Origin of the sequence: Geodermatophilus telluris, from assembly GCF_900102745.1 — a bacterium.
In the GTDB taxonomy this organism is placed as follows: domain Bacteria; phylum Actinomycetota; class Actinomycetes; order Mycobacteriales; family Geodermatophilaceae; genus Geodermatophilus; species Geodermatophilus telluris.
In genome coordinates this window covers 980,830-1,005,881 of record NZ_FMZF01000001.1, presented here as the reverse complement: position 1 = coordinate 1,005,881, position 25,052 = coordinate 980,830, and the positions used below count along the sequence as shown (strand labels likewise).

The 25,052-nt window shown below is 75.9% G+C and carries 22 protein-coding genes; 16 read left to right on the top strand and 6 right to left on the bottom strand.

Going from position 1 to position 25,052, the window contains the following annotated elements:
- Positions 1 to 74: 74 nt before the first annotated feature.
- A complete protein-coding gene (locus tag BLQ97_RS04885; protein ID WP_091363618.1) occupies positions 75 to 914 on the top strand; it encodes an aldo/keto reductase in 840 nt (279 codons plus the stop codon).
- A gap of 97 nt (positions 915 to 1,011) precedes the next feature.
- Here BLQ97_RS04885 and BLQ97_RS04880 read toward each other — a convergent pair whose 3' ends face one another.
- A complete protein-coding gene (locus BLQ97_RS04880; protein ID WP_091363616.1) occupies positions 1,012 to 1,821 on the bottom strand; it encodes a DUF3097 domain-containing protein in 810 nt (269 codons plus the stop codon).
- Positions 1,822 to 2,169: 348 nt separating this feature from the next.
- On the opposite strand from BLQ97_RS04880, the gene BLQ97_RS04875 reads away from it, so the two are divergent.
- The 8 genes from BLQ97_RS04875 (at position 2,170) to BLQ97_RS04840 (ending at position 11,440) form a co-directional block, all read left to right on the top strand.
- A complete protein-coding gene (locus BLQ97_RS04875; RefSeq protein ID WP_425402610.1) occupies positions 2,170 to 3,174 on the top strand; it encodes a PRC and DUF2382 domain-containing protein in 1,005 nt (334 codons plus the stop codon).
- 148 nt (positions 3,175 to 3,322) lie between these two features.
- Positions 3,323 to 4,240, top strand: a complete 918-nt coding sequence (locus tag BLQ97_RS04870) for an AAA family ATPase (protein ID WP_091363612.1) — start codon at positions 3,323 to 3,325, stop codon at positions 4,238 to 4,240.
- Complete coding sequence (locus BLQ97_RS04865; RefSeq protein ID WP_091363610.1) at positions 4,230 to 5,342, top strand: vWA domain-containing protein; 1,113 nt, start codon at positions 4,230 to 4,232, stop codon at positions 5,340 to 5,342. Before BLQ97_RS04870 ends, BLQ97_RS04865 begins: the two co-directional genes overlap by 11 nt.
- Before the next feature lie 29 nt (positions 5,343 to 5,371).
- Positions 5,372 to 6,493: an XdhC family protein gene (locus BLQ97_RS04860; RefSeq protein ID WP_091363608.1), complete on the top strand. Its 1,122-nt coding sequence runs from the start codon at positions 5,372 to 5,374 to the stop codon at positions 6,491 to 6,493.
- A 102-nt stretch (positions 6,494 to 6,595) separates the two neighbouring features.
- Positions 6,596 to 7,171: an MOSC domain-containing protein gene (locus BLQ97_RS04855; RefSeq protein WP_091363606.1), complete on the top strand. Its 576-nt coding sequence runs from the start codon at positions 6,596 to 6,598 to the stop codon at positions 7,169 to 7,171.
- A 115-nt stretch (positions 7,172 to 7,286) separates the two neighbouring features.
- Complete coding sequence (locus BLQ97_RS04850; RefSeq protein WP_091363605.1) at positions 7,287 to 8,426, top strand: NDMA-dependent alcohol dehydrogenase; 1,140 nt, start codon at positions 7,287 to 7,289, stop codon at positions 8,424 to 8,426.
- A gap of 88 nt (positions 8,427 to 8,514) precedes the next feature.
- Positions 8,515 to 10,395: an AAA family ATPase gene (locus BLQ97_RS04845; RefSeq protein ID WP_091363603.1), complete on the top strand. Its 1,881-nt coding sequence runs from the start codon at positions 8,515 to 8,517 to the stop codon at positions 10,393 to 10,395.
- A gap of 10 nt (positions 10,396 to 10,405) precedes the next feature.
- The gene (locus BLQ97_RS04840; RefSeq protein WP_091363601.1) at positions 10,406 to 11,440 is read left to right on the top strand and encodes a nitronate monooxygenase; all 1,035 of its coding nucleotides are present in this window, start codon (positions 10,406 to 10,408) and stop codon (positions 11,438 to 11,440) included.
- Positions 11,441 to 11,447: 7 nt separating this feature from the next.
- Here the strand turns inward: BLQ97_RS04840 and BLQ97_RS04835 are convergent, their stop codons facing one another.
- Complete coding sequence (locus tag BLQ97_RS04835) at positions 11,448 to 12,320, bottom strand: LuxR C-terminal-related transcriptional regulator (RefSeq protein ID WP_245691811.1); 873 nt, start codon at positions 12,318 to 12,320, stop codon at positions 11,448 to 11,450.
- A gap of 178 nt (positions 12,321 to 12,498) precedes the next feature.
- Between BLQ97_RS04835 and BLQ97_RS04830 the strand changes: the two genes are divergently transcribed.
- The gene (locus BLQ97_RS04830; RefSeq protein ID WP_091363989.1) at positions 12,499 to 14,196 is read left to right on the top strand and encodes an AMP-binding protein; all 1,698 of its coding nucleotides are present in this window, start codon (positions 12,499 to 12,501) and stop codon (positions 14,194 to 14,196) included.
- Between the two features lie 49 nt (positions 14,197 to 14,245).
- On the opposite strand, the gene BLQ97_RS04825 is transcribed toward BLQ97_RS04830, so the two are convergent.
- Entirely contained in the window at positions 14,246 to 15,373 is a 1,128-nt protein-coding gene (locus BLQ97_RS04825; RefSeq protein ID WP_091363600.1) for an NDMA-dependent alcohol dehydrogenase, read from the bottom strand.
- A 148-nt stretch (positions 15,374 to 15,521) separates the two neighbouring features.
- Here BLQ97_RS04825 and BLQ97_RS04820 point away from each other — a divergent pair, with 148 nt between their 5' ends.
- From BLQ97_RS04820 to BLQ97_RS04800, 5 genes are all read left to right on the top strand, one after another.
- Positions 15,522 to 16,988, top strand: coding sequence for a bifunctional 3-(3-hydroxy-phenyl)propionate/3-hydroxycinnamic acid hydroxylase (locus tag BLQ97_RS04820; RefSeq protein ID WP_091363598.1), 1,467 nt, complete (start codon positions 15,522 to 15,524; stop codon positions 16,986 to 16,988).
- A gap of 36 nt (positions 16,989 to 17,024) precedes the next feature.
- Positions 17,025 to 17,255, top strand: a complete 231-nt coding sequence (locus BLQ97_RS04815; protein ID WP_091363597.1) for a hypothetical protein — start codon at positions 17,025 to 17,027, stop codon at positions 17,253 to 17,255.
- Between the two features lie 163 nt (positions 17,256 to 17,418).
- A complete protein-coding gene (locus tag BLQ97_RS04810) occupies positions 17,419 to 18,666 on the top strand; it encodes an iron-containing alcohol dehydrogenase (protein ID WP_245691809.1) in 1,248 nt (415 codons plus the stop codon).
- A gap of 28 nt (positions 18,667 to 18,694) precedes the next feature.
- A complete protein-coding gene (locus BLQ97_RS04805) occupies positions 18,695 to 20,029 on the top strand; it encodes a GAF domain-containing sensor histidine kinase (protein WP_091363595.1) in 1,335 nt (444 codons plus the stop codon).
- Positions 20,022 to 20,672 (top strand): MadR family response regulator transcription factor, encoded by a 651-nt coding sequence (locus BLQ97_RS04800; protein WP_091363594.1) that lies wholly within the window; start codon positions 20,022 to 20,024, stop codon positions 20,670 to 20,672. The genes BLQ97_RS04805 and BLQ97_RS04800 overlap by 8 nt, the downstream gene beginning before the upstream one ends.
- A 24-nt stretch (positions 20,673 to 20,696) precedes the next feature.
- On the opposite strand, the gene BLQ97_RS04795 is transcribed toward BLQ97_RS04800, so the two are convergent.
- A complete protein-coding gene (locus tag BLQ97_RS04795; protein ID WP_091363984.1) occupies positions 20,697 to 21,161 on the bottom strand; it encodes an SRPBCC family protein in 465 nt (154 codons plus the stop codon).
- 165 nt (positions 21,162 to 21,326) lie between these two features.
- Here BLQ97_RS04795 and BLQ97_RS04790 point away from each other — a divergent pair, with 165 nt between their 5' ends.
- The gene (locus BLQ97_RS04790; protein WP_091363592.1) at positions 21,327 to 22,295 is read left to right on the top strand and encodes an oxidoreductase; all 969 of its coding nucleotides are present in this window, start codon (positions 21,327 to 21,329) and stop codon (positions 22,293 to 22,295) included.
- On the opposite strand, the gene BLQ97_RS04785 is transcribed toward BLQ97_RS04790, so the two are convergent.
- Positions 22,296 to 23,807: a VWA domain-containing protein gene (locus tag BLQ97_RS04785; RefSeq protein WP_091363590.1), complete on the bottom strand. Its 1,512-nt coding sequence runs from the start codon at positions 23,805 to 23,807 to the stop codon at positions 22,296 to 22,298.
- Positions 23,807 to 25,048, bottom strand: coding sequence for an AAA family ATPase (locus tag BLQ97_RS04780; protein ID WP_217637065.1), 1,242 nt, complete (start codon positions 25,046 to 25,048; stop codon positions 23,807 to 23,809). The genes BLQ97_RS04785 and BLQ97_RS04780 overlap by 1 nt, the downstream gene beginning before the upstream one ends.
- Positions 25,049 to 25,052: the final 4 nt, after the last annotated feature.

Below are 25,052 nucleotides of genomic sequence, written 5' to 3'. Positions count from 1 at the left end.
CCGCGCAGGACGGGGAGCCTGGCGCGCCATGGAGTGGCGCGCCGCCCACCGTCCACGACCGAGAGGGAGAGCCCGTGGCCACCGTGCCCACCATCCGCCTGAACAACGGCGTCGAGATCCCGCAGCTGGGCTTCGGCGTGTACCAGATCCCGCCGGAGGAGACCGTCGAGGCGACCCGCACCGCGCTCGAGGTCGGCTACCGGCACATCGACACCGCCGAGATGTACGGCAACGAGAAGGAGGTCGGCCAGGCGGTCCGCGAGTCCGGCGTCGACCGGTCGGAGGTGTTCGTCACCAGCAAGCTCAACAACGGCTTCCACCGCCGCGACGACGCGCTGCGCGCCTTCGACCAGACGCTGGCCGACCTCGGCTTCGACCAGCTCGACCTGTTCCTCGTCCACTGGCCGCTGCCCACGATCGACGTCGACTACGTCGAGACGTGGAAGGCGATGGAGGAGATCTACGCGAGCGGCCGGTGCCGCGCCGTCGGCGTCTCCAACTTCAACCCGCACCACCTGCGGCGGCTCTTCGCCGAGAGCGAGCTGCGCCCGGCGGTCAACCAGATCGAGGTGCACCCCTACCTCGCCAACGACGAGGTGCGGGCCTTCGACGCCGACCACGAGATCGTCACCGAGGCCTGGTCGCCGATCGCCCAGGGCAAGGTGCTCGGCGACCCGGTGGTCACCCGCATCGCCGAGAAGACGGGCCGCACGCCGGCGCAGGTCGTGCTCCGCTGGCACGTGCAGCGCGGCGACGTCGTCTTCCCGAAGTCGGTGACCCGCAGCCGGGTCGAGGAGAACTTCGCGCTGTTCGACTTCGAGCTCGACACCGGCGACATGGCCGCCCTCACCGGCCTCGACCGCGGCGAGCGCACCGGCCCCGACCCGGACACCTTCGACTACGTGCCCCGCTGACCTCCCGCGCCCGGGACGGGCGAGATCACGTGATCTCGCCCGTCCCGGGCGGCACAGCGGTCGAGATTGCGCGATCTCGACGGGAGGCGGACGGGCGTCAGTCCTGGGTGACGAAGTCGATGAGCTCCTCGACGCGGCCGATCAGCGCGGGCTCGAGGTCGGTCCACGTGCGGACGCGCGCCAGGATGCGCTGCGCCCAGACGTAGCCGGTGTCGTCCTCCCAGCCCAGCCGGCGGCAGACGCCGGTCTTCCAGTCCTCACCCTTCGGCACGGTCGGCCACGCGCGGATGCCGACGACGGAGGGCTTGACCGCCTGCCAGATGTCGATGAACGGGTGGCCGACGACGAGCGCGTGCTCGCCGGTCACCTGCTCGGCGATCCGCGACTCCTTCGACCCGCGGACCAGGTGGTCGACCAGCACGCCCAGCCGCCGTCCCTCCGAGGGCCGGAAGTCGCGGACGATGCCCGGCAGGTCGTCGACGCCGTGCAGCGGCTCCACGACGACGCCCTCGATGCGCAGGTCGTGGCCCCAGACCTTCTCGACCAGCTCGGCGTCGTGCTTGCCCTCGACGTAGACGCGGCCCTCGCGGGCGACGCGGGCCCGCGCCCCGGCGACGTAGGTGGACCCGGACGCGCTGCGGGTGGGCGTCACCGGGCCCTTCGGCGTCGGCCGCACCAGCGCGACCGGCCGCCCGTCGACCCAGAAGCCCGGGCCCAGGGGGTAGGCGCGGACGCGCCCGAAGCGGTCCTCGAGGTGGACGACGTCCTTCTCGCAGCGGACGACGGCACCGACGAACCCCGAGCTGGGGTCCTCGACGACGAGGTCGCGCTCGGCGGCCACCTGCGGCGGCGGCTTCCTCACCGTGCGCGGGTGCACCAGGTCGTCGTAGGGCGAGCGGGGCGGCACCTCCCCAGGAGAGCCGATGACGGCGGCCACGTGGTGGCGGCGCGCCGTGCCCGGTGCACGACACGCCCGGGCGGCAGGGTCCTCGCGGCGCGTGACGACGCGTCGGACGGCGGACGACGTCGTCCGGATCTGCTCGGCGCCGCACTGACCTGCGCGGACGCCGTGACCAACCGACCGCCGGGACGGTCTCCGCGCGTCGGCGACGGCGGTCACCCGGCGTCGCCGCCCGAAGAGATCGACTCCGTCCGTTTCGGGGCGTCCTCCCTGGTCACCCATCCACACGACCGAAACACCAGAGCTCAGATGGGAGCGAGAACGACGATGATCGGCACCGACACCATCAGCCGCGTGATCGGACAGGACGTCTACGACGACTCCGGCGACAAGATCGGCTCCGTCTCGGAGGTCTACCTGGACGACGAGACGGGTCAGCCGGAGTGGGCCACGGTGCGCACCGGTCTGTTCGGCACCAAGGAGTCCTTCGTCCCCCTCCGCGAGGCGGACCTGACCAACGACGGCCTGCGCGTGCACGTGAGCAAGGCCCAGGTCAAGGACGCCCCGAAGATCGACACCGACGGCCACCTCTCCCCGCAGGAGGAGCAGGAGCTGTACCGGTACTACGGCGTGGGCTACGGCTCCGGCACGCAGACGACGGGCCAGACCACCACGCAGACCACGGGCCGCGGCACCACGGACACCGGCACCGCGGGCACCTACTCGATGGACCAGACCCGCGGTGACCAGGACCTGACCACCGCGGGCACCGGCACCGCCGGGATGGCCGCGGGCACCACCGGGACCGTGGGCGACCGCGACCGCGACGGCATCCCGGACCGGATGGAGAACCGCGCCGGCACTGTCGGCCGCGACACCTCCGGCCCGACGACCGACAACGCGATGACCCGCTCGGAGGAGCACCTCGAGGTGGGCACCCGCCGCGAGGAGGTCGGCCGGGCGCGGCTGCGCAAGTACGTCGTGACCGAGAACGTGACCGAGACCGTGCCGGTCTCGCGCGAGGAGGTCCGGGTCGAGCGCGAGCCGATCACCGAGTCGAACATGCCCAACGCCATGGACGGCCCGACCATCTCCGAGGAGGAGCACGAGGTCACGCTGCACGCCGAGCGTCCCGTCGTCTCCAAGGAGGCCACCCCTGTCGAGCGCGTCCGCCTGGACACCGAGACCGTGACCGGTCAGGAGACCGTGAGCGGCGACGTCCGCAAGGAGCAGATCGAGGTCGACGGCGGCACGACCGGCGTCGCGGGCACCGGGACCACGGGTCGCGACGACCGCGGTCTGGTGCAGAAGGCGAAGGACGCCCTCGACCGCGACAACGACGGCAAGATCGGGCGCTGAGCGCCCCCTCCTGCGGGAGGGACGCCCACCACCTGACCGCGACGGCCGGCCGGAGGACCTCCTCCGGCCGGCCGTCGCGCCGTGAGCGGGCGGGCACCTGCCCGACCGGCGGTGGGTCCCCCCGTCCCGGAGGTGGGATGCTCGCGGCGTGACCGAGACCACGGCTGCCCCGTCGTCCGCGCCCGGCGTCCCGTTCGACGGGCCCGACGCGCTGGCCGCCGCGCTGCGGGACACCGGGTACCTGCCCGACGAGGGGCTGGCGACCGCCGCCTACCTGGCCCTGGTCATGCGCCGGCCGCTGTTCCTGGAGGGGGAGGCCGGGGTCGGCAAGACGGCACTGGCGCGGGCGCTGGCAGAGGTCACCGGCCGCCCGGTCTACCGGCTGCAGTGCTACGAGGGCCTCGAGGCCAGCCAGGCGCTCTACGACTGGGACTTCGGCCGCCAGCTGCTGCACCTGCGCGCCGCCGAGGCCGCGCACGCCACCGGCGACACCGAGCGGCTGGAGGCCTCCCTCTACGACCGCCGCTTCCTGCTGGCCCGCCCGCTGCTGCAGGCCCTGGAGGACTCCCCCAGCGTGCTGCTGGTCGACGAGGTCGACCGCGCCGACGACGAGTTCGAGGCCTTCCTGCTCGAGGTGCTGTCGGACTTCACCATCTCCATCCCGGAGCTCGGCACCGTGCGCGCGGAGGTCCCGCCGCTGGTGGTGCTCACCTCCAACCGCACCCGCGAGGTGCACGACGCGCTCAAGCGCCGCTGCCTCTACCACTGGCTGCAGCACCCGGACTTCGACCGCGAGGTCGCCATCCTGCGCACCCGGTTGCCGCAGGTGACCGAGCAGCTGGCGCGCGAGGTGGCCCGGGCGGCGGCGAAGCTGCGCACGCTCGACCTGCTCAAGCCCCCCGGCGTGGCCGAGGCGATGGACTGGGCCACCGCGCTGCACGCCCTCGGCGCGCGCGACCTCGACCCCGACCTCGCCGCGCGCACGCTCGGGGCGGTGCTCAAGTACCGCGAGGACACCGACCGGGTGCACTCGCTCGCCCGCGGAGCGCTGTTCGGTGGCGGCTGAGCGGGACGTCGTCGGCGTCGTGCTCGGGTTCGCGCGGACGCTGCGGGCGGCCGGGGTCGCGGCCTCACCGGACCGGGTGGAGGCGATGCTCTCGGCGGTCGCCGCGCTCGACGTCCTCGACCCGACCGACGTCTACTGGGCCGGCCGGCTGACCCTGTGCGCGGGGCCCGACGACCTCGACCGCTACGACGCCGCCTTCGCCGCGTACTTCGGCGGCGAGGCGCCCCGGCGGACCACCCCCGCGGCGCAGAAGCCGCCCACGCTCGCCTCCTCCGCGCCGCTGGACGCCGGCACGGGCACCGGCGAGGAGGGCGAGGACAGCCCGGACCTGGCCGCGCAGGCCAGCGGCCAGGAGGTGCTGCGGCACCGCGACGTCGCCGACCTCACGCCGGCCGAGCGGGAGCACCTGCGCCGGCTGTTCGCGCTGCTGGTGCCGGCGACGCCGATGCGCGCGTCCCGCCGCCGCCGCGCCGCCCCGCACGGCTCGGTGCACGCCTCGCGGACCGTGCGGCGGGCGCTGCGCGACGGCGGGGAGGTCACCCGGCTGCTGCACCGGCGGGCGCGGCCCCGGCCCCGGCGGGTGGTCCTGCTGGTCGACGTCTCCGGGTCCATGGCGCCCTACGCCGACGCGCTGCTGCGCTTCGCGCACGCGGCGGTGCGCGCCCGGCCGGCCTCGACCGAGGTCTTCACCGTGGGCACCCGGCTCACCCGCGTCACCCGCGAGCTGCGGCTGCGCGACCCCGACCGCGCGCTGACCGCCAGCGGCGAGGCCATCCCGGACTGGTCCGGCGGCACCCGGCTCGGCGAGGTGCTCAAGGCCTTCCTCGACCGCTGGGGCCAGCGCGGCACCGCCCGGGGAGCCGTCGTCGTCGTGTGCAGCGACGGCTGGGAGCGCGGCAGCGCCGACCTGCTGGGCGAGCAGATGGCGCGGCTGCGACGGCTGGCGCACGCCGTGGTCTGGGTCAACCCGCACAAGGGCCGGGACGGCTACGAGCCGCTCACCGCGGGGATGCAGGCCGCGCTGCCCTCGGTCGACGCGTTCGTCGCCGGGCACAGCCTGGCGGCCTTCGAGGAGTTGTCGGGGGTGATCTCCCGTGCCTGAGCAGGCGGGCGACAGAGAGGTGGACGACGGTGCGTGACGTGCTCGACGACCTGGTCGGCTGGTGGCAGGCCGGGGAGACGGTCGGGATGGGGACGGTGGTGGCCACCTGGCGCTCGGCGCCGCGGCCGGCCGGGGCGTCCATGCTGGTCGGACCCGACGGCACCGCGGTCGGCAGCGTGTCCGGCGGCTGCGTCGAGGGGGCGGTCTACGAGGAGGCCAAGGACGTCGTCGAGACCGGCGTCCCGACGCTGGAGCGCTACGGCGTGAGCGACGACGACGCCTTCGCCGTCGGCCTGACCTGCGGCGGCATCCTCGACGTCTTCGTCGAGCCGGTGTCGCGCGAGTCCTTCCCCGAGCTGGGCGAGATCGCCGAGTCGGTGGGCCGCCACGAGCCGGTCGCCGTCGTCACCGTGGTGCGCGGGCCGGAGGACCGGATCGGCCGGCGGCTGGTGCTCTGGCCCGACCGCAGCTCCGGCTCCCTCGGGCTGCAGCGCCTCGACGACGCCGTCGCCGACGACGCCCGCGGCATGCTCGCCGCCGGTCGCACCGGCACGCTGACCTACGGCCACGACGGCGAGCGGCGCGGCGACGAGCTGACCCTGTTCGTCTCCTCGTTCGCCCCGCCCGCTCGGATGGTGGTGTTCGGCGCCATCGACTTCGCCGCCGCCGTCGCCCGGGTCGGGGCCTTCCTCGGCTACCGGGTGACCGTGTGCGACGCGCGGCCGGTGTTCGCCACCGCCCGCCGGTTCCCCGACGCGCACGAGGTCGTCGTCGAGTGGCCGCACCGCTACCTGCAGGCCGAGGTCGACGCCGGCCGGATCGACGAGCGCACGGTGCTCTGCGTGCTCACCCACGACCCGAAGTTCGACGTGCCGCTGCTGGAGGTGGCGCTGCGGCTCCCGGTGGCCTACGTCGGCGCGATGGGGTCGCGGCGCACCCACGACGAGCGGCTGGACCGGCTGCGCGAGGCCGGGCTGACCGAGGACGAGCTGACCCGGCTCTCCTCGCCCATCGGCCTCGACCTCGGCGCCCGCACCCCCGAGGAGACGGCCGTCTCCATCGCCGCCGAGATCATCGCCGGGCGCTGGGGCGGGTCGGGGGAGCGGCTGACCGGCACCGAGGGGCCCATCCACCGCACCGCGGAACGGTGACGAGGTCTCCCGGACCCCGACGACCCGCCGTGGTCATCGGCGTGTGGTCGTCGCGGCCGGCGTGCCGGGCGTCCACCTGCCGATGATCACGGGGAGTGGGAGGTGAGTGCCGACCTGCCGTTCACCTGCGACGTCGAGGTGGTGGGACTGCTGGTCTCGCCGGTGCACCGCTACGACGGGCGGCCCGGCGGGGGTGTCCCGGCCCAGGACGGCGACCGGGTCGCGCGGGTCGAGGTGCGCGCCGGGCACGGGATTGTGGGGGACCGCTACGCCGGCCGGCCCGCGCACCGGGACGCCGCCGTCACCGTGCTGGCCGCCGAGTCGGTCGAGGCGCTGGCCGCCGAGCTGGGCACCGGCCCGCTCGACCCGCTGCTGGCCCGCCGGAACGTCGTCCTGCGCGGGGCGGAGGTCGAGGCGCTGCGCGGTGAGCGGTTCGCCCTCGACTGCGGGGAGGGCGTGGTGCTGCTGCAGGGCGGCCGCCCGGCCCACCCGTGCGCCTGGCTGGACACCGTGCTCGCGCCCGGCGCGCACCGCGGGCTGCGCGGCCGCGGTGGCGTGCGGTGCGCGCCGCTGACCGACGGCGTGCTGCGGCTGGGGCCGGCCGTGCTCACCAGCGCGGTGCCCCTGGACGCGGCGCGGGCCGGGGACGCCCGCCGGGTCCTGCCCCGCCGCCGCTGAGGTCCCCACCCCGGGCCACCCCCGTCCGGGGGTGGCCCCCGTCACACCGGCGGCCGAACGATGGCCGGACCGAGGACGTGCCGTCGAGCCGCGGCGGCCGAGGACGGGAGGGTCGATGAAGACCAGGGCAGCGGTGCTGCGCGACACCGGGCAGCCGTTCGAGATCACCGAGCTCGAGCTCGACGAGCCGAAGGCCGGCGAGGTGCTCATCCGCTACGTCGCCGCCGGCCTGTGCCACTCCGACGAGCACCTGCGGCACGGCGACATCGTCCCGCAGTTCCCGATCGTCGGCGGCCACGAGGGCGCCGGGATCATCGAGAAGGTCGGGCCGGGCGTCACCCGGCTGCAGCCCGGCGACCACGTCGTCTGCTCGTTCCTGCCGGTCTGCGGCCATTGCCGCTGGTGCTCGACGGGCAAGTCGAACCTCTGCGACATGGGCGCGTCGATCCTCGTGGGCAACCTGCCCGACGGCACGTTCCGCTTCCACGACGCCGAGGGCAACGACTACGGCGGCATGTGCATGCTCGGCACGTTCTCCGAGCGCGCCGTGATCAGCGAGAACTCCGCGGTGAAGGTCGACCCCGACCTGCCGCTGGACAAGGTCGTGCTCATCGGCTGCGGCGTGCCGACCGGCTGGGGGTCCGCGGTGCACGCGGCGGCCACCGAGCCCGGCGACACGATCGTCATCTACGGCATCGGCGGCATCGGCATCAACAGCGTGCAGGGCGCGGCGCTGGCCGGGGCGCGCAACGTGATCGCCGTCGACCCGCTGCCCAACAAGCGGGAGGCCGCCGAGCAGCTGGGCGCCACGCACAGCTGCGAGACCGCCGAGGAGGCCCAGGAGCTGGTCCAGGAGCTGACCCGCGGCGTCGGGGCGGACAAGGCGATCATCACCGTCGGCGTGGTCGACGCCAAGGTGGTCACCGACGCGGTCAACACCATCCGCAAGGGCGGCACGGCGGTCATCACCGGCCTGGCCGACCCGACGAAGAACAACATCGAGCTGAGCAGCTCGCTGCTCACGCTGTTCGAGAAGACGGTCAAGGGCAGCCTGTTCGGCTCCGGCGACCCGTTCCACGACATCCCGAAGATGATCGAGCTCTACCAGTCGGGCGACCTCAAGCTCGACGAGCTGATCACCAAGACCTACACCCTCGACCAGGTCAACGAGGGCTACGAGGACCTGGTCAACGGCAAGAACATCCGCGGCGTGATCGTGTTCGACACCCCGCCGCTGGAGGGCACCCCGGCCTGACCTCCCCGAGGCCTGCACACTGGTCCGCACGGGCCGGTGTGCAGGCCTCGCCGTCCGCCGTCGAGGCAGGAGCCGAGGGAGGAACCGCGTGGGGAACCCGACCGCGCCGCACCCGGTCATCGGGTTGCAGCGGGAGCGCGAGGTGCTCGCCGTCGCGCTGCGCACCAACCGGCACGTCGTCCTCGAGGGGCCGCCGGGCACGGGCAAGTCGACGCTGCTGCGCGCCATCGCCGCCGACGCCGGCCAGGAGGTCGTCTTCGTCGAGGGCAACGCCGAGCTGACGCCGGCCCGCCTCATCGGCCAGTACGACCCCGCCGCCGTGCTCGCCGAGGGGTACGTGCCCGAGAGCTTCACCGACGGGCCGCTGCTGACGGCGATGCGCGGGCACGGGCTGCTCTACCTCGAGGAGCTCAACCGGATCCCCGAGGAGACGCTCAACGTCCTCATCACGGTGCTCACCGAGGGCGAGATCACCGTGCCGCGGCTGGGTCACGTGCGGGCGGCGGCGGGGTTCCGGCTGATCGCCGCGATGAACCCGTTCGACGCCATCGGCACCGCGCGGGTCGGGCAGGCGATTGCCGACCGCATGTGCCGCGTCGTGCTCGGCTACCAGGACGCCGCCGCCGAGCGGGCGATCGTCGGCGCGGTCACCGGGGCGCCGCCGGCGCTGATCGGCCTGGCCGTCCGGCTGGTGCGTGCCTCGCGCGAGCACCGCGACGTCCGGATGGGCTCCTCGGTGCGCGGCGCCACCGACCTCGTGCTGCTGCTCGGCGGGCTGCTCGACGTGCGCGGGCAGTCGGGCCTGGGGGCCGAGGGCGCCCGCGAGACCGCCCGGGACGCCGCCTACGCCGCGCTGTCGGGCCGGATCCGCGTCGCCGACGGCGTCGAGCGGACCCCCGAGGCGGTCATCGACGACATCCTCGACGACGTCTGGCCCGAGACCGGCCCACCCCCGCCCGACGAGCAGGACCCCCCGCCCGCCGAGCCCGACCCCGGGGACGGCTCGGGAAAAGGTGAGGGCCCGCCGGAGTCCCCGGCGGGCCCTGACTCCGCGTCCTCGCTGCGCCGCGACCGCCGCGGCGGGGGCAGCACGCGCCGGCAGACCAGCCGCCGGGAGATGGCCGCCCGGCACGAGGCCTTCGAGGAGGTCAGCCCCGAGGTCGGGGAGCTCGACGAGGAGGCCTTCGCCGCGCTGATGGCCGAGGACGCCGACGCCGCGGCCGCGCTGCTCACCGACCTCGCCGCCGCCACCGACCGGGAGCTGCGCGCGGCGGCCCGGCGGCTGGCCGGCCGGGTGTTCCTGCAGGTGGGGCGGGTGGGCCGCACCCGCACCCGCGGCACCCGCCGGTTGGTGCCCGACCGGCGCGGGGACGGCGACCTCGACCTCGACCGCACCCTCGACCGCTGGGACCTCGGCACCCCGCTGCAGCCCGGCGACCTGGTCACCCGCCGCTGGACCGGGCTCCGGCGGGCGGTGTGCCTGGCCGTGGACACCTCCGGCTCGATGACCGGCCTGGGGGTGGCGATCGCCGCGGTCGCCGCGGCCGGTGTCGTGCTCACCGGCGACGAGCGGCTGCACACCAGCCTGATCACCTTCGGCCGCGAGGTCGAGGTGGTGCAGCGGCAGGGGCAGCGCCGGGCCGCCGAGGACGTCGTCACCCACCTGCTGACCCTGCGCGGCCACGGGATGACCGACCTCGCCGGTGCGCTGCGCGCCGCGCGCCAGCAGCTCGCCGCCGAGGTCGCCGACGAGCGGGTCGTCGTCCTGCTGTCGGACTGCCTGCACACCACCGGCGACCCGCCGGAGTCCGCGCTCGGCGGGTTCGACCGGCTGCACGTGCTCTGCCCGCTGCCCACGCCCGAGGCCGAGGAGGCCGCCCGGTCGCTGGCCGCCCGCGGTGGGGGGACGGCGCAGATGGTGCGCACGGTGCGCGACCTCGGCCCGGCGCTCACCCGCCTGCTGGGGTGAGGATGGCCGCGTGGTGCTCGAGCTGACCCGACCGGTCGTGCAGGCGCCGATGGCCGGCGGGCCGTCCACGCCGGCCCTGGCGGCCGCGGTGTCGGAGGCCGGCGGGCTCGGCTTCCTGGCCGCGGGCTACCGCACGCCGGAGGCGGTCCGCGACGACGTCCGCGCCGTCCGGGGGATGACGGGGGCGCGGGTCGGCGTCAACGTCTTCCTGCCCGGGCCCCGCGCCGACGACGAGGCGGTGCGCCGCTACGCCGCCGAGCTGCGGGCCGAGGCCGACCGGTGGGGCGTCGAGCTCGGCGACCCGCGGTACGACGACGACGACGCGTGGGAGGCCAAGGTCGCCGTCTGCGTCGAGGAGCGGGTGCCGGTGGTGTCGTTCACCTTCGGCCTGCCCCGCCCGGACGTCGTCGCGACGCTGCACGACGCCGGCGCGCTGGTGCTGGTCACGGTCACCACCCCGGAGGAGGCGGTGGCCGCCCGCGACGTCGGCGCGGACGCCCTCGTCGTGCAGGGCGTCGAGGCCGGCGGGCACCGCGGCGGCTTCCGCGACGACGACGGGGCGGGGGAGTACGGGCTGCTGGCGCTGCTGCGGCTGGTCGCCCGGGCCGCGGACCTGCCGATGGTCGCCGCCGGCGGGCTGGTCGACGGGCCCTCGGTGGCCGCGGTGCTCGTGGCCGGCGCGGAGGCCGCCCAGCTCGGGACGGCGTTCCTGGCCTGCCCCGAGGCCGGCACCTCCCCGGCGCACCGCGAGGCGCTCACCGCCGTCGGGGCGACCGCGCTGACCCGCGCCTTCAGCGGGCGGCGCGCCCGCGGGCTGGTCAACCGCTTCCTCACCGAGCACTCCGCGGCCGCGCCGTCGGCCTACCCGCAGGTGCACCACCTGACCACGCCGCTGCGCGCCGCCGCCCGAGCGGCCGGGGACGCCGGCGGGGTCAACATGTGGGCCGGGCAGGCCCACCGCCTGGTCGAGCCGCTGCCCGCCGGCGAGCTGGTGCGCCGCCTCGACGACGACGCCCGCGCCGCCCTGGCCCGCGTGCGGCGCTGAGCCGCCGTCAGGGCAGCAGGCCGAGCCGGCGCGCGCGGACGACGGCCTCCAGGCGGGTGTGCGCGTCGAGCTTGGTCATCGCCGAGCCGAGGTAGCTCTTCACCGTCTCCGGGCGCAGCGACAGCCGGGCGGCCGCCTCGCGGTTGCTGCAGCCCAGCGCCACCTGGGTGAGCACGTCGACCTCGCGGCCGGACAGGTGCACCGGCACGGCCGGTCCCGGCCCGGACTCCTCGCGGCTCCCGCCCAGCGCCGCCAGCCGGGTGCAGGCGGCCAGCAGCCGGTCGCGCAGCGCGGCGTCCTCGGTGGCCTGGGCGGCCAGCCGCAGGTCGGCGTGCACGGCGCGCACCTCCTCCCACCGGGCCGGGTCCGCGTCGGCCGGCGGGCCGGAGGACGCCGCGGCCATCAGGGCCAGCCGGCGGTCCACCTCGTCGCGGACGGCGAGCTCGGCGGCCATCCGCGCCGCCGCCCGGCCCAGCGCGTCGCGCACCCGGTCGCCCACCGACCCGTTCTCCCTGCTGGCCGCGTAGAGCACCGCCCGCGGGCGGCCGGTGACCAGCACCGGCGCGGCGGCGACCGTGCACAGCCCCTCGGCCAGCACCGGGCCGTCGTAGTCGTGGGTGATGTCCAGCGCGCTGGAGTAGTCCTCGACGCCGGCCGGCCGGCCCTCCCGCAGCACCCGGCCGCCCAGCCCCGCGCCGGAGCGCACGTCCAGCCCCCGCAGGTAGCGGGTGCGCGCGCCGACGATCTCCTCGATGCGGACGCTGTCGCTGCCCACCGGGCCGGCGAACGCCACGCTCATCCCCGAGCCCGCGCGGACCTCCCGGACGGCGGCGCGCAGCGCGTCGCGGTCGTCGGGGCGCGCGGCTGCCGGCAGGGACACGCTCAGACCTCCTCGCTCGGCGGCGACGCTCGTGACCGGGGTCACGTTACCGCAGGTCACCGGGGCGCCCGGCGGCCCCGGCGGCCCTCCGGCCGACCGGCGCGAACGGGGGTGGCGGCGCGCCGGGAGCCGGGCGGACCATGCACCGGTCCGCACCCCGCCCGACGAGGAGCCGCCGATGCCCGGCACCGCCACCTCCGCCTACCGCGCCGCCCGCGACCAGCTGCTCGCGCTGCGCGGCGACCCCGTGAGGGCGGCGGCCGAGTTCCGCTGGCCGGTGATCGAGGGGCCGTTCAACTGGGCGGTCGACTGGTTCGACGAGGTCGCCCGCGGCGTCGACCGGCCCGGCCTGGTCATCAGCGAGGACGACGGCAGCGAGGGCCGCTGGTCGTTCGCCGAGCTGTCCCGCCGCTCCGACCAGGTGGCCGCGTGGCTGCGCGAGCGCGGCGTGCGGCGCGGCGACCGCGTCGTCCTCATGCTCGGCAACCGGGTCGAGCTGTGGGAGTCCATGCTCGCCGTGATGAAGCTCGGCGCGGTGATCATGCCGACCACGACCGCGCTGCCGCCGGCCGACCTGACCGACCGCATCGGCCGCACCGGCGCCCGCCACGTCGTCGCCGACGTCGCCGAGGCCGGCAAGTTCGCCGACGTCCCGGGCGACTACGGACGGGTGGTCGTCGGCGGGGAGGCCGCCGGCTGGGCGCCCTACGCCGACGCCGCCGGCGCGCCGGACGCGCCGCTCGGCCACCCGGGCACCGAGCCCGGCGACCCGCTGCTGCTGTACTTCACCAGCGGCACCACCAGCCGGCCCAAGCTGGTCGAGCACACCCAGGTCAGCTACCCGGTCGGGCACCTGTCGACGATGTACTGGCTGGGCGTGCAGCCCGGTGACGTGCACCTCAACATCAGCTCGCCGGGCTGGGCCAAGCACGCGTGGAGCTGCTTCTTCGCGCCGTGGGCGGCCGAGGCGACCGTCTACCTGGCCAACTACAGGCGCTTCGACGCCACCGCGATGCTCACCCGCGTCCGCAAGGCCGGGATCACCACGTTCTGCGCGCCGCCGACCGTGTGGCGGATGCTCATCCAGGCCGACCTGTCGGGCGGGCCCGGGCAGCTGCGGGAGGTCATCGCCGCCGGCGAGCCGCTCAACCCCGAGGTCATCGAGCAGGTGCGCCGGCACTGGGGGCTCACCCTGCGCGACGGGTACGGCCAGACCGAGACGACGGCGTCGGTGGGCAACCCGGCCGGTGCCGAGGTGCGGCCGGGCTCGATGGGCCGGCCACTGCCGGGCGTGCCGGTGGTGCTGGTCGACCCGGTCACCGGGCAGCAGGGCGACGACGGCGAGATCTGCCTGGACCTCTCGCAGCGGCCGCTGAGCCTGATGACCGGCTACCAGGGCGACCCGGAGCGGGCGGCCGAGGCGATGGCCGGCGGGTACTACCACACCGGCGACGTCGCGACCCGGGACGCCGACGGCTACATCACCTACGTCGGGCGCACCGACGACGTGTTCAAGGCCAGCGACTACAAGATCAGCCCGTTCGAGCTGGAGAGCGTGCTGATCGAGCACCCGGCGGTGGTGGAGGCCGCCGTCGTCCCGGTGCCCGACCCGGTGCGGCTGGCGGTGCCCAAGGCCTACGTCACCCTGGCGCCGGGCTGGGAGCCCGGGCCGGAGACGGCGCTGGCGGTGCTGCGGCACGCCCGCGAGCGGCTGGCGCCGTTCCTGCGGGTGCGGCGGGTGGAGTTCGCGGAGCTGCCCAAGACGATCTCGGGGAAGATCCGCCGGGTCGAGCTGCGGCAGCGCGAGGAGGAGGCGGCGCCGCGGGGCACCGGCACCGACTACGCCGACACCGACTTCCCCGAGCTGCGGGGCTGAGACGCACCGGGGCCCGCCGGCGTGGTGCCGGCGGGCCCGGGTGCACGGCTCAGCGGTCGGCGTCGGTGTAGACGACCATCCCGCGGATGTTCTTGCCGTCGCGCATGTCCTGGTAGCCCTGGTTGATGTCCTCGAGCGCGTACTTCGTGGTGGCCAGCTCGTCGAGCTTGAGCTGCCCCTCCTGGTAGAGGCTCAGCAGCTCGGGGATCGCCGCCCGCGGGGCCAGGCCGCCGAAGATGGCGCCCTGCAGGTCCTTCTGCAGCAGGGTCAGCTCGAACAGGCTGAGCTTGACGTCGGTGTTGGCGGCGTTGCCCATGCCGGTGACGACGGCGCGGCCGCCCTTGCCGGTGAGGGTCAGCGCGGCCTGGACGTCCTCGCCCTGGATGTCGCCGACGGTGATGATCGTCTTGTCGGCCATCCGGCCCCAGGTCAGCTCGTTGACCTTCTCGGTGGCCTCCTCGGCCGACTCGAAGGTGTGCGTGGCGCCCAGCTCCATCGCCCACTCGCGCTTGCGCGCCACCGGGTCGATGACCATGACGCGCTTGGCCCCGGCCGCCGCGGCGCCCTGGACGGCGTTCATGCCCACGCCGCCGGCGCCCATGACGACGACGTTCTCCCCGGGCCGGACGTCGGCGACCTTGGTGGCCGAGCCCCAGCCGGTGGTGACGCCGCAGCCGACCAGCGCGGCGATCTCCAGCGGGATGTCCGGCTCGATCTTCACCACCGACGCCTGGTGCACCGTGATGTAGGGGGAGAAGGTGCCCAGCAGGCACATGGGGATGACGTCCTTGCCGCGCGCCTGCACGCGGTAGCTGCCGTCGGAGATGGCCGTCCCGGCCAGCAGGTTGGCGCCGAGGTCGCAGAGGTTCTGCATCCCCTTCGAGCACGGCGGGCACTGCCCGCACGCGGGGATGAACGCGGTGACGACGTGGTCGCCCTCCTGCAGCCCCGTCACGCCCGGGCCGACCTTGGTCACGATGCCCGAGCCCTCGTGGCCGCCGATGACCGGGTAGAAGGCGACCGGCGTGCCACCGGTGACCAGGTGCTCGTCGCTGTGGCAGAGCCCCGACGCGGCCACCTGGACCTGGACCTCACCCTCCCTGGGATCGCCCAGCTCGATCTCCTCGACCGACCACTCCTCGCCGACACCCCACAGGATCGCGCCCTTGGTCTTCAACCCTCGTCCTCCCGTCCGGCCCCGCCCTCGTCGGCGGGGTCCCGGCGCACGTGCGCCGCGCCACAGACTTCTTCGGGACGGAAGCGTCGTCAAGTGCGGGCGGCAGGCCCGTCAGCCGGTCGGGGAGCGGGTCGGCGACGATGGGGACGTGTCGGGTCCCGCGCCGGTGGTCGTCGTCGGCGCCGGCCCGGTGGGCAGCACCGCGGCCCTGCTGCTGGCCCGGCGCGGGCTCGACGTGCTGCTGGTCGACCGGCGCCCCGGGCCGTACGGCCTGCCCCGGGCGGTGCACCTGGACGACGAGGCGCTGCGGGCGCTGGCCGACGCCGGGGTGGTCGAGGAGTTCCTGGCGCGCAGCCGCCCGATGGCGGGGCTGCGGCTGCTCGACGCCCGGCACCGCGTCCTCGCCGAGTTCCGGCGCCGCCCGGACGCCGGCCGGCACGGCTGGCCCCAGGCCTCGATGTTCCACCAGCCCGACCTCGAGGACGTGCTGCGCGCCGCGGTCGCCCGGGCCCCGCACGTCGAGGTGTGCCGTGGCGTGGAGGTGACCGGCGTGGAGGTGACCGGCGTGGAGCTCGCCGGCAGCGAGCAGTCGGACCGGTCCGTCACGGTGACCCTCTCCGATCCGGACGGCTCGCGCCGCGACGTCGTCGCCGCAGCGGTGCTGGGCTGCGACGGCGCGAACAGCACCGTGCGCGGCCTCCTCGGCGCCCGGATGCGCGACCTCGGCCGGCCCGACCGCTGGCTGGTGGCCGACCTGCGCTCGGCCGCGCCGCTGCCGGTGTGGCCCGGGGTGCACCAGGTGTGCGACCCGGCTCGCGCGGCGACCTTCATGCCGGTCAGCGGCGACCGGTACCGGTTCGAGGCGCGGCTGCTGCCGGGTGAGACGCCCGACGACGTCGACCTCCCCGCCCTGCTCGCCCCCTTCGGCGCCCGGGACGCCGAGGTGGTGCGGGCGACCGAGTACGTGCACCGCGCCCGGGTGGCCGACCGCTGGCGCCGCGGGCGGGTGCTGCTCGCCGGCGACGCCGCCCACCTCACCCCGCCGTTCGTGGGCCAGGGCCTCGGCCTGGGGCTGCGCGACGTGCACCAGCTGGCGTGGAAGGTGGCCGACGTCGTCACCGGGGCGGCCGACGACGACCTGCTCGACACCCACCAGGCCGAGCGGGCGCCGCACGCGCGGGCCCTGGTGCGGCTGGCCGTGCTGGTCGGGCGGCTGATGACCGGCGGGGGAGCGGCCGCGGCCCCGGTGCGCCGGCTCGTGCTCGCCGCCGTGGGCCGCGTGCCGGCGGTGGCCGCCTACGCCACCGACAGCCGGACGCCGGCACTGCGCCGCGGGCCGCTGGTCGACCGGCGCGGCCGGGCCGGTCGCCGGCTGGCCGGGACGCTGGTGCCGCGGGCCCGGGTGCGGGTGGACGGCCGGGAGTGCCGGCTCGACGACGTCCTCGGTCCCGGGCCGGCCGTGCTGGAGACGGCCGGGGCCGTCCTGGCGGTCGAGGCCGGCGGGCGGCGGCACACGGTCGAGGACGTCGACGGGACGCTCACCGCCTGGCTGCGGGCCGGGCGGGCCACGCGGGTCGCCGTCCGGCCCGACCGGGTCGTGCGATCGGCGCGCTGACGCATCGGCCGGGGGCCTCCGGGTAGGAGGCCACCCATGCAGATCGACAAGGACACCATCCTCCAGCTGCTGCGCTCCCAGGGCGACGACGCCAAGGCGCAGCAGGCCGACCAGGAGCTCCCCGGCCAGGTGGACACCGACCAGCACGCTGGCCTGCTGCAGAAGCTGGGCCTCGAGCCCGCCGACCTCATCCGCATGGTGACCGGCGGTGGCGGCGGCCAGGGCGGCGGCCTCGGCGGCGCGATCGGCGGCATCCTCGGCAGGTAGCCGCCCACCGGCGCGCACCCGGCCGGGAAGGGGGCCGGTCGGGTCGCGCGCGACTGTGTGACGGGCGTCACGACGGCCGCTATCGTGGTCGGGCCGCCCGCTCCCCGGAGGTCGCCGTGCCCGTCGCTGACCGCCCCCCCGCCCCGCCGTCCCGCCCGGCGCGGTGACCGCCGTCCCGCTGCGGGCCGCCTCGTCCGCGGCCCGCGTGTCGCTCGACCGGGAGCTGCGCACCCGCCCCGAGCCGGCCGCCGCCCCGGCGCGCGGCGGGTTCACCAAGTACCTCGTGCCCGAGGTGGTCTTCGGCTGGGGCGCCCTCTCCGAGGCCGGGTTCGCCGCGCGCCGGCTGGGCGCCCGCCGGCCGTTCGTGGTGACCGACGCGGGGCTGATCGAGGCCGGCTGGCTCGCCGAGCTCTCCGGCCACCTCGCCGAGGCGGGGCTGCGGCCCACCGTCTGGTCGGGGCTGACGCCCAACCCCAAGGACGCCGAGGTCGTCGAGGGCACCCAGCGCTACCTGGAGAGCGGCTGCGACGTGATCGTCGGCCTGGGCGGCGGCTCGGTGATCGACGCGGCCAAGGCGGTCGCCGTGGTGGCGAGCAACGGCGGGCACATCCTCGACTACGAGGGCGTGGACAAGGTGACCGCGGCGATCCCGCCGACGGTCATGTGCCCCACCACGGCCGGCACCGGCGCCGACGTCTCCCAGTTCGCCGTCATCACCGACACCACCCGGCGACTCAAGGCGACCCTGATCGGCCGGGCGCTGGTGCCCGACATCTCGGTCACCGACCCGCGGCTGCTCACCACCATGCCCGACGACCTGGCCGCCGCCACCGGCCTCGACGCGCTCACCCACGGCATCGAGGCCTACGTGTCCCGGGCGTCGGGCCCGCTCACCGACGTGCACGCGCTGCACGCCGTCGAGCTCATCTGCGGCTCGCTGCGGCGCACGCTGCACGTCCCCGGCGACACGGCGGCCACCACCGGCATGGCGCAGGCGTCGCTGGAGGCCGGGCTGGCGTTCACCAACGCGATCCTCGGCGCCACGCACGCGATGAGCCACCAGGTCGGCGGGCTGCTCGACGTGCCGCACGGCGTGGTCAACGGGGTGCTGCTGCCGCACGTCATCCGGTTCAACGCCCGGGCGGTGCCCGAGCGGTTCGTGCCGGTGGCGCGGGCCATGGGCGTCGACGTGACCGGGCTGCCGGCCGACGTCGTCGCCGAGGTGACCGCCGACGTCGTCAGCCGGCTGGCCGCCGACCTCGGCTGCCCGAGCCGGCTGTCCCAGCTGGGGGTCACCGAGGCCGACGTGGAGACCCTGGCGACGACGACGCTCGGCGACGCGTGCCTGTCCACCAACCCCCGGGACGCCGACCGCGCCGACGTCGCCGCGCTCTTCCGGGCCGCGCTGTGACCGCCGGGTCCCGGGAGGGCGCCGACCGATGAGCGCGCCGGGCATCCCCGAGCTCACCGGGCTGCGCTCGTCGAAGCCCAGCTGGTACGCCGAGTACCGGCAGACCGCCGAGAACCTGCACCGCGCGCTCGACCAGCTCGGGCACATCGCCCAGGTGCTGTCGGCCACCGGCGAGGGTGCCGACGCGCTGTGCCGGGCCGTCGTCGACGCGACCGCCGAGCAGCTCGGCGCGCCGTGGGTGGTGCTCGCCCTCGCCGACGACGCCCTGCCGCTGGCCCGGCCCCGGCTGGTGGGCCGCGGCCCGGCGGGGCGGCCGGTGGGGGAGCCGGCCGCGCTGCCCGGGGTGGTCGCCGGGCCGGTGCGGACGGCGCTGGCGGCCGCGGCCACCGAGGCGTGGCAGACCGCCGAGGGGGCGGTCGTCGTCCCGCTGGTGGTCGACGGCGACCCGGTGGGCGCGCTGGTCGCCTGCGGGGGGCCGCGGCGCACCGCCACCCCCACCGACCTGACCATCCTGCGCATCGTGGCCAACCAGTCGGCCGTCGCGCTGCACGCCGACCACCTGCTGGCCCGCTCCGAGGCGCTGCGCCGGCAGACCGAGCGGCTCTACGCCGAGGCCGACCAGCGCGCCCGCGACCTCGCCGAGCGGCACCGCCAGCTCGCCGAGGCCGAGCACCGCCTCGACGTCGCCGCGCAGCGGGAGGCCGTCGACGCCGAGCGGCACCGGATCGCCCGCGAGCTGCACGACAGCGTGGCCCAGCACGTGCTCTCGGCCGGGATGACCATCGAGTGGTGCCGGCCCGAGGTGGCCCACCACGCCGAGGTGCACGAGCGGCTCGGGCACGCCAAGGCGCTCACCCGCGAGGCGGTGGAGCGGCTGCGCGGTGCCATCCACGCGCTGTCGGTGCACGAGGCCGACGTCACCGGCCCCGGGCTGCCCGCGCTGCTCGACCGGCTGCCCACGGTGCCCGGGCTGGCCCTCGCCGTCCGGGTGGAGGGCCGGCCGCGGGTGCTGCCGCCCGAGGCCGAGCACCAGCTGTTCCGGATCGCCTCGGAGTGCCTGGCCAACACCGCCCGGCACGCGCACGCCGCCCGGGCCACCGTCCGGCTGGGCTACCGGCCCGCCGAGCTGCGGCTGTCGGTCGCCGACGACGGCACCGGCGACCCCGAGACGCTGCGCCGGGCGCTGCGGGCCGCGGCCCGGCGCGACGACGGCTACCACCGGGGGCTGCGCAACATCGACTCCCGCTGCCGCGAGCTCGGCGCCTCGCTGCGGTTCACCCGCGCCCGCCTCGGCGGGGTGCGGGTGGAGGTCCGGCTGCCCCTCGTCCCCGAGCCGACGCCCCCGGAGGAGACCGGTGACTGACCCGATCCGGCTGGTGATCGTCGACGACCACGCGATCGTCCGGCAGGGGCTGCGCTCCATCCTCGAGCGCGAGCCGGACATCGAGGTGGTCGGTGAGGCGGCCACGGCCGCCGACGCGCTGGACCTCGTCGCCGCCGCGCGCCCGCACATCGTGCTGCTCGACCTCAAGCTCTCGGCCGGCTCCGACGTCGCGGGACTGAGCCTGTGCGGCGAGCTCACCGCCCGCGCGCCGGCCCCGGGCGTGCTCGTGGTGACCACGTTCCTCGACGAGCGGCTGGTGCTCGAGGCCATCCAGCGCGGCGCCCGCGGCTACGTGCTCAAGGACGTCGACGCCGTCGCGCTGGTGGCCGCCATCCGCGCGGTGCGCCGCGGGGAGAGCGCCTTCGACAGCCACAGCGCGGCGATGGTGGTGCGCTCGCTGGCCGCGCCCGCCGCCGCGGCGCCGTCGTCCCCCCAGCTGACCGGCCGCGAGCGGGAGGTGCTGACGCTGCTGGCCCGGGGCCTGTCCAACGAGGCGATCGGCCGCGAGCTCTACATCTCGGCGACGACGGCGAAGTTCCACGTCACCAACCTGATGCGCAAGCTGGCGGTGTCCCGCCGCGCCGAGGCCGTCTACGCGGGCTCGAAGCTCGGCCTCATCTGAGCACTCCCGCGGACGTGCACCGGCTCAGGCCTCCGCGACCCGCTTGATCGCGGCCAGGGTCGCCGGGATGCCCTCGTGCGCCATGCGGGTGCGCAGCTCGACCTGCTCGGGCGCCGCCTCCCCGTAGCGCTCGACCATGAACGCCAGCCCGTCGGGCAGGAACGCCCACGACTCGGTCAGCCGCGTGCCGCCGTCCACCGGCTCGAGCGTGTAGCCCCAGCGCGCCCGCGAGCCGCCGACCGCCCACGCGAACTCCCGGCCGCGGTCGGCGGCGACCACCAGGCTGCGGGTCTCCCACGTGCGGTCCGGCGTGACGTTGCGGCCGGTGAACCAGTCGCCCACGGCGCCGGTGGCGCCCTCGTCCCACCAGCAGGCCACGCAGACCGGGCTCCACTCGCCGGTGCGGGTCACGTCGCTGACCAGGTCGTACACCGCCTCCGGGGGAGCGGCGACGAGGATCGAGTCGGCGAAGGTCAGCTCGGCGGTCACCCGGGGAGTCTCGCACCGGGCCTGCGACACGCCGACGACACGCCGCGACACGCCTGGGCCGGTCGACGACACGCTCGATCCCGTTCCACATCGGGTGACGGGCACGCCGGACCGCGTCCTCGGACCGTGTCGGCCGGCGTCGGGCCGAGCCTAGCTTCGCGCGGCATGACGACCACTGCCACGAGGTCCGGACGGGTCCCCCTCGGCGACCGGACCGTGCACCGCCTGGGGTTCGGCGGCATGAAGCTCACCGGGCCGCGGGTCAGCGGGCCCCCGGCCGACCGGGGCGCGGCGCTCGCCGTCCTGCGCCGGGCCGTCGAGCTCGGCGTCGACCACCTCGACACCAGCGGTCTCTACGGGCCGCACGTGGTGAACGACCTCATCCGGGAGGCGCTGCACCCCTACCCCGAGGGCCTGGTGATCGTCACCCGGGTCGGCGCCCGCCGGACGCCGGACGGCGGCTGGGAGGAGGCGCTGACGCCGGACGGGCTGCGCCGGTCGGTGGAGGAGGACCTCGCGCACCTCGGGCTCGACGCGCTGCCCGTCGCCAACCTGCGGATGCCGGGCCTCGGCGAGCCCGCGGAGCGCTCCGTCGGCGAGCCGCTCGAGGCGCTGGACCGGCTGCGCCAGGAGGGGCTGGTGCGGCAGCTCGGGATCAGCCACACCACCGCCCGGCAGGTCGCCGAGGCGCGCGGCGTCGCGCCGCTGGCGTGCGTGCAGAACCACTACAACCTGATCCACCGCACCGACGACGCCCTGGTCGACGAGCTCGCCCGGGACGGGATCGCCTACACGGCGCTGGAGGGGGTCTCCTACACGTCGTTCTTCCCGGTGGGGGAGATGGGCCCGGCGCAGGCGGCGGCCCTCGACGCCGTCGCCTCCCGGGTGGCGGCCAGCCCCGTGCAGGTGGCGATCGCGTGGCTGCTGGTCCGCTCGCCGAACGTGCTGGTCATCCCGAGCGCCACCTCGGTCGCCCAGCTGGAGGACCTCCTCGCGGCCGGCGAGGTGCCCCTCGGCCCCGCGGACACCGCGGAGCTCGACCGGATCGCCGCCCTGGGCGGGCCACCCCGGGGCGGGCCCCCGGCGTGGGGCGGCGGGCCGCCGCGGCCCCGCCGGGAGCCCGGGAGCGGCTGATCAGCGGGAGGAGGCCCGGGTGACGACGTCGGTCGCCCAGCTCTCCAGCCCCGAGTGGTCGCGGATGACCTCCACCCGGTCGCAGAACTCGGCGTAGGCGGGCAGGTCGCAGCCACCCAGCGCCCAGGAGTACTGCGGCTCCGGCGTCAGCCAGATCGTCTCGCGCACCCGCCGGGTCAGGTCGCCGAAGACGTCGAGCCGCGGGGCGTTGCCGTTGCCGCGGCCGTCGCCCAGGACCAGCAGCGTGGAGCGGCGGGTGAACGCGCCGGAGTGGTCGGCGGCCAGCGTCGCGAACACCGTGCCGTAGTCGCTGGAGGCGTCGACGTCGACGACGTCCCCGCCGAACACCAGGCCCAGCGCGTGCTCGAGGGGGTGCTCGTCGAACAGGTCGGTGATCTCCACGACGTCGTCGACGAAGGCGAACGTGCGCACCTGGGCGAACATGTCCTGCAGCGCGTGCACCACGTGCAGGCTGAAGCGCGCCGTCGTCCGCACCGACAGGCTCACGTCGGCCACCACGACCAGCCGCGGCTTGTCCTCGGCCAGCCGGGTGGTCACCGGCCGGAACGGGACGCCGTCGTAGCGCAGGTTGCGGCGCATCGTGCGGGAGACGTCGACCCGGCCGCGCGGCGACTGGCGCTTCTTGTGCGTCAGCCCGCCGTGCAGCGAGGTGGCCAGCCGGCGCAGCGACTCCTCGATCCGCGCCCGCTCGGCCTCGGTGACCTTCTCCACCGGCGCCCGGGCCAGCTCGCGCTCCTCGACGGCCAGCTCGGTCATCTCGGCGAGCTTCTGCAGGTGCGCGGCGAGCAGCTCGGGCAGGTCCTCGATGACCCCGGCCAGCTGGCGGCGCAGTGCCTCGGCCAGCTCGGGGTCGAGGTCGTCGACCGGGTCGGCCAGCCAGTCGCGCAGCGCCTGCTGCTGGGCCACGGTCAGCTCGACGTCCATCGGGGTGCCGCCGGCGCGCACCAGGTCGCCGGGCAGGCCGGGGTCGTGCAGCCGGGACACCTCCAGCTGCACCTGCTGGGCGTCGTCCGCCGGTCCGGCGGGGCTCTCCGAGGACAGCACGATCTGCTCGGTCAGCGAGGCCAGGTCGAGCTTGTTCGCCTCCTGGTGCAGGTTGTACTGCGCGGCGAGGTCCTCGGGCCGGAAGAAGTCGCGGATGTCGACCGGCTTGCCGTGGCTGTGCCCCTCCTGGACGTCGGTGGGCGGCTCCGGCGACCACGTCATCCGGGTGAGCTCGCCGGTGTCCTCGAGGTCGTCGTGCGCGTGCCCGTGCCCCTCGGCGTCCTCCACCACCGGACGCAGCGAGAAGAACCGGGCGAAGGTGTCGGCGAAGACCTCGGCGTCCCGGCGGTCCTTGAGCAGCGCCGCGCCCAGCGCCGCCTCCAGGGCCGCCCGGTCGCGCACCCCGACGGCCGCCGCGGCGGCGAAGGCGTCCACGGCCTCCGCGGTGGAGACCCGCATCCCGCGCAGCCGCAGCAGCCGGACGAACCGGTGCAGCGCCGCCTCCATCAGACCGGCCGGCGCCGCGCGCCACCGCGGTTGCCGGGGAACGACCGCGCGCCCTGCCCGGCCCGGACCTGCTTCGGGGCGGCCGGGGCGTCCGCCGGGCCACCGCGGGCGCCGAAGGAGTCGTCGTGCCGGCCGGGGGTGTCCTTCGCCGCCCGCACCCGGCGGCCGTCGTCGGCGGGGTGGCCGTGCTCCGCGTGGGCGTGGTCCCCGTGGTCCCCGTGGTCGTGGGTGTGCCCGCCGTGGGTGTGCGACCCGTGCGCGTGGGTGTGCCCGTGCTCCAGCGCGGCCGGCACGGTCGCGTTGGGGTCGACCAGCCGCGGCAGCGCCTGCCGGGAGCGCTCGACGTCGCGCTCGTACTTGGCGACGACGGACACCGTGTCGGCCAGGACGTCGGCGTCGAGCTCGCTGACGCCGAGCACCGCCAGCGTCCGGGCCCAGTCGATGGTCTCGGAGATGCTCGGCGCCTTGCGCAGGTCCAGGCCGCGCAGGCCGCGCACGACGTCGACCAGCCGCCGCGCCGCGGCGTCGCCCAGCCCCGTCCGCTTCGACCGCAGGATCTCCAGCTCGCGGTCGGCGTCGGGGTACTCGAGGAACAGGTGCAGGCAGCGGCGCTTGAGGGCCGCCGACAGGTCGCGGGTGTTGTTCGAGGTGAGCACGACGTAGGGCGGCGTCTCGGCCACGAAGGTGCCGAGCTCGGGCACCGAGACCTGGTACTCGGCGAGCATCTCCAGCAGCACCGCCTCCAGCGCCTCGTCGGCGCGGTCGACCTCGTCGACCAGCAGCACCACCGGCTCCTCCGACCGGATGGCCTCCAGCAGCGGCCGGGGCGCGAGGAACCGCTCGTTGAAGAACGCGCTGTCGGCGCCGGCCACCCGGTCGACCGCCGCCTCGAGGGTGTCGGTGTCGGCCAGCAGCTGCGCGGTCTTCTCCCGCAGGATCTGCGTGTAGAGCAGCTGCTTGCCGTAGTCCCACTCGTAGAGCGCCTTGGTCTCGTCCTGGCCCTCGTAGCACTGCAGGCGCAGCAGCCGGCGGCCGGTGGCCGCGGCCAGCGTCTTGGCCAGCTCGGTCTTGCCGACGCCGGCCGGGCCCTCGAGCAGCAGCGGCTTGGCCAGGCGGCTCATGACGAACGTCGTCGTCGCCAGCCGCCGGTCGGTGATGTACCCCTGCTCGGCGAACGCGCGGGCGACGTCGTCGGGGCTGTCGAAGTCGGCCGGCGCGGGGTCGGCGGGGACGGGCTGCACGCTC

Excerpts from the sequence above, each read along its gene's own strand:
- BLQ97_RS04850 (WP_091363605.1), top strand. The coding sequence starts at position 7,287 with ATGAAGACCAGGGCAGCGGTGCTGCGCGACACCGGGCAGCCGTTCGAG.
- BLQ97_RS04830 (WP_091363989.1), top strand. The coding sequence starts at position 12,499 with ATGCCCGGCACCGCCACCTCCGCCTACCGCGCCGCCCGCGACCAGCTG.
- BLQ97_RS04815 (WP_091363597.1), top strand. The coding sequence starts at position 17,025 with ATGCAGATCGACAAGGACACCATCCTCCAGCTGCTGCGCTCCCAGGGC.
- BLQ97_RS04805 (WP_091363595.1), top strand. The coding sequence starts at position 18,695 with ATGAGCGCGCCGGGCATCCCCGAGCTCACCGGGCTGCGCTCGTCGAAG.
- BLQ97_RS04790 (WP_091363592.1), top strand. The coding sequence starts at position 21,327 with ATGACGACCACTGCCACGAGGTCCGGACGGGTCCCCCTCGGCGACCGG.
- BLQ97_RS04785 (WP_091363590.1), bottom strand. The coding sequence starts at position 23,807 with ATGGAGGCGGCGCTGCACCGGTTCGTCCGGCTGCTGCGGCTGCGCGGG.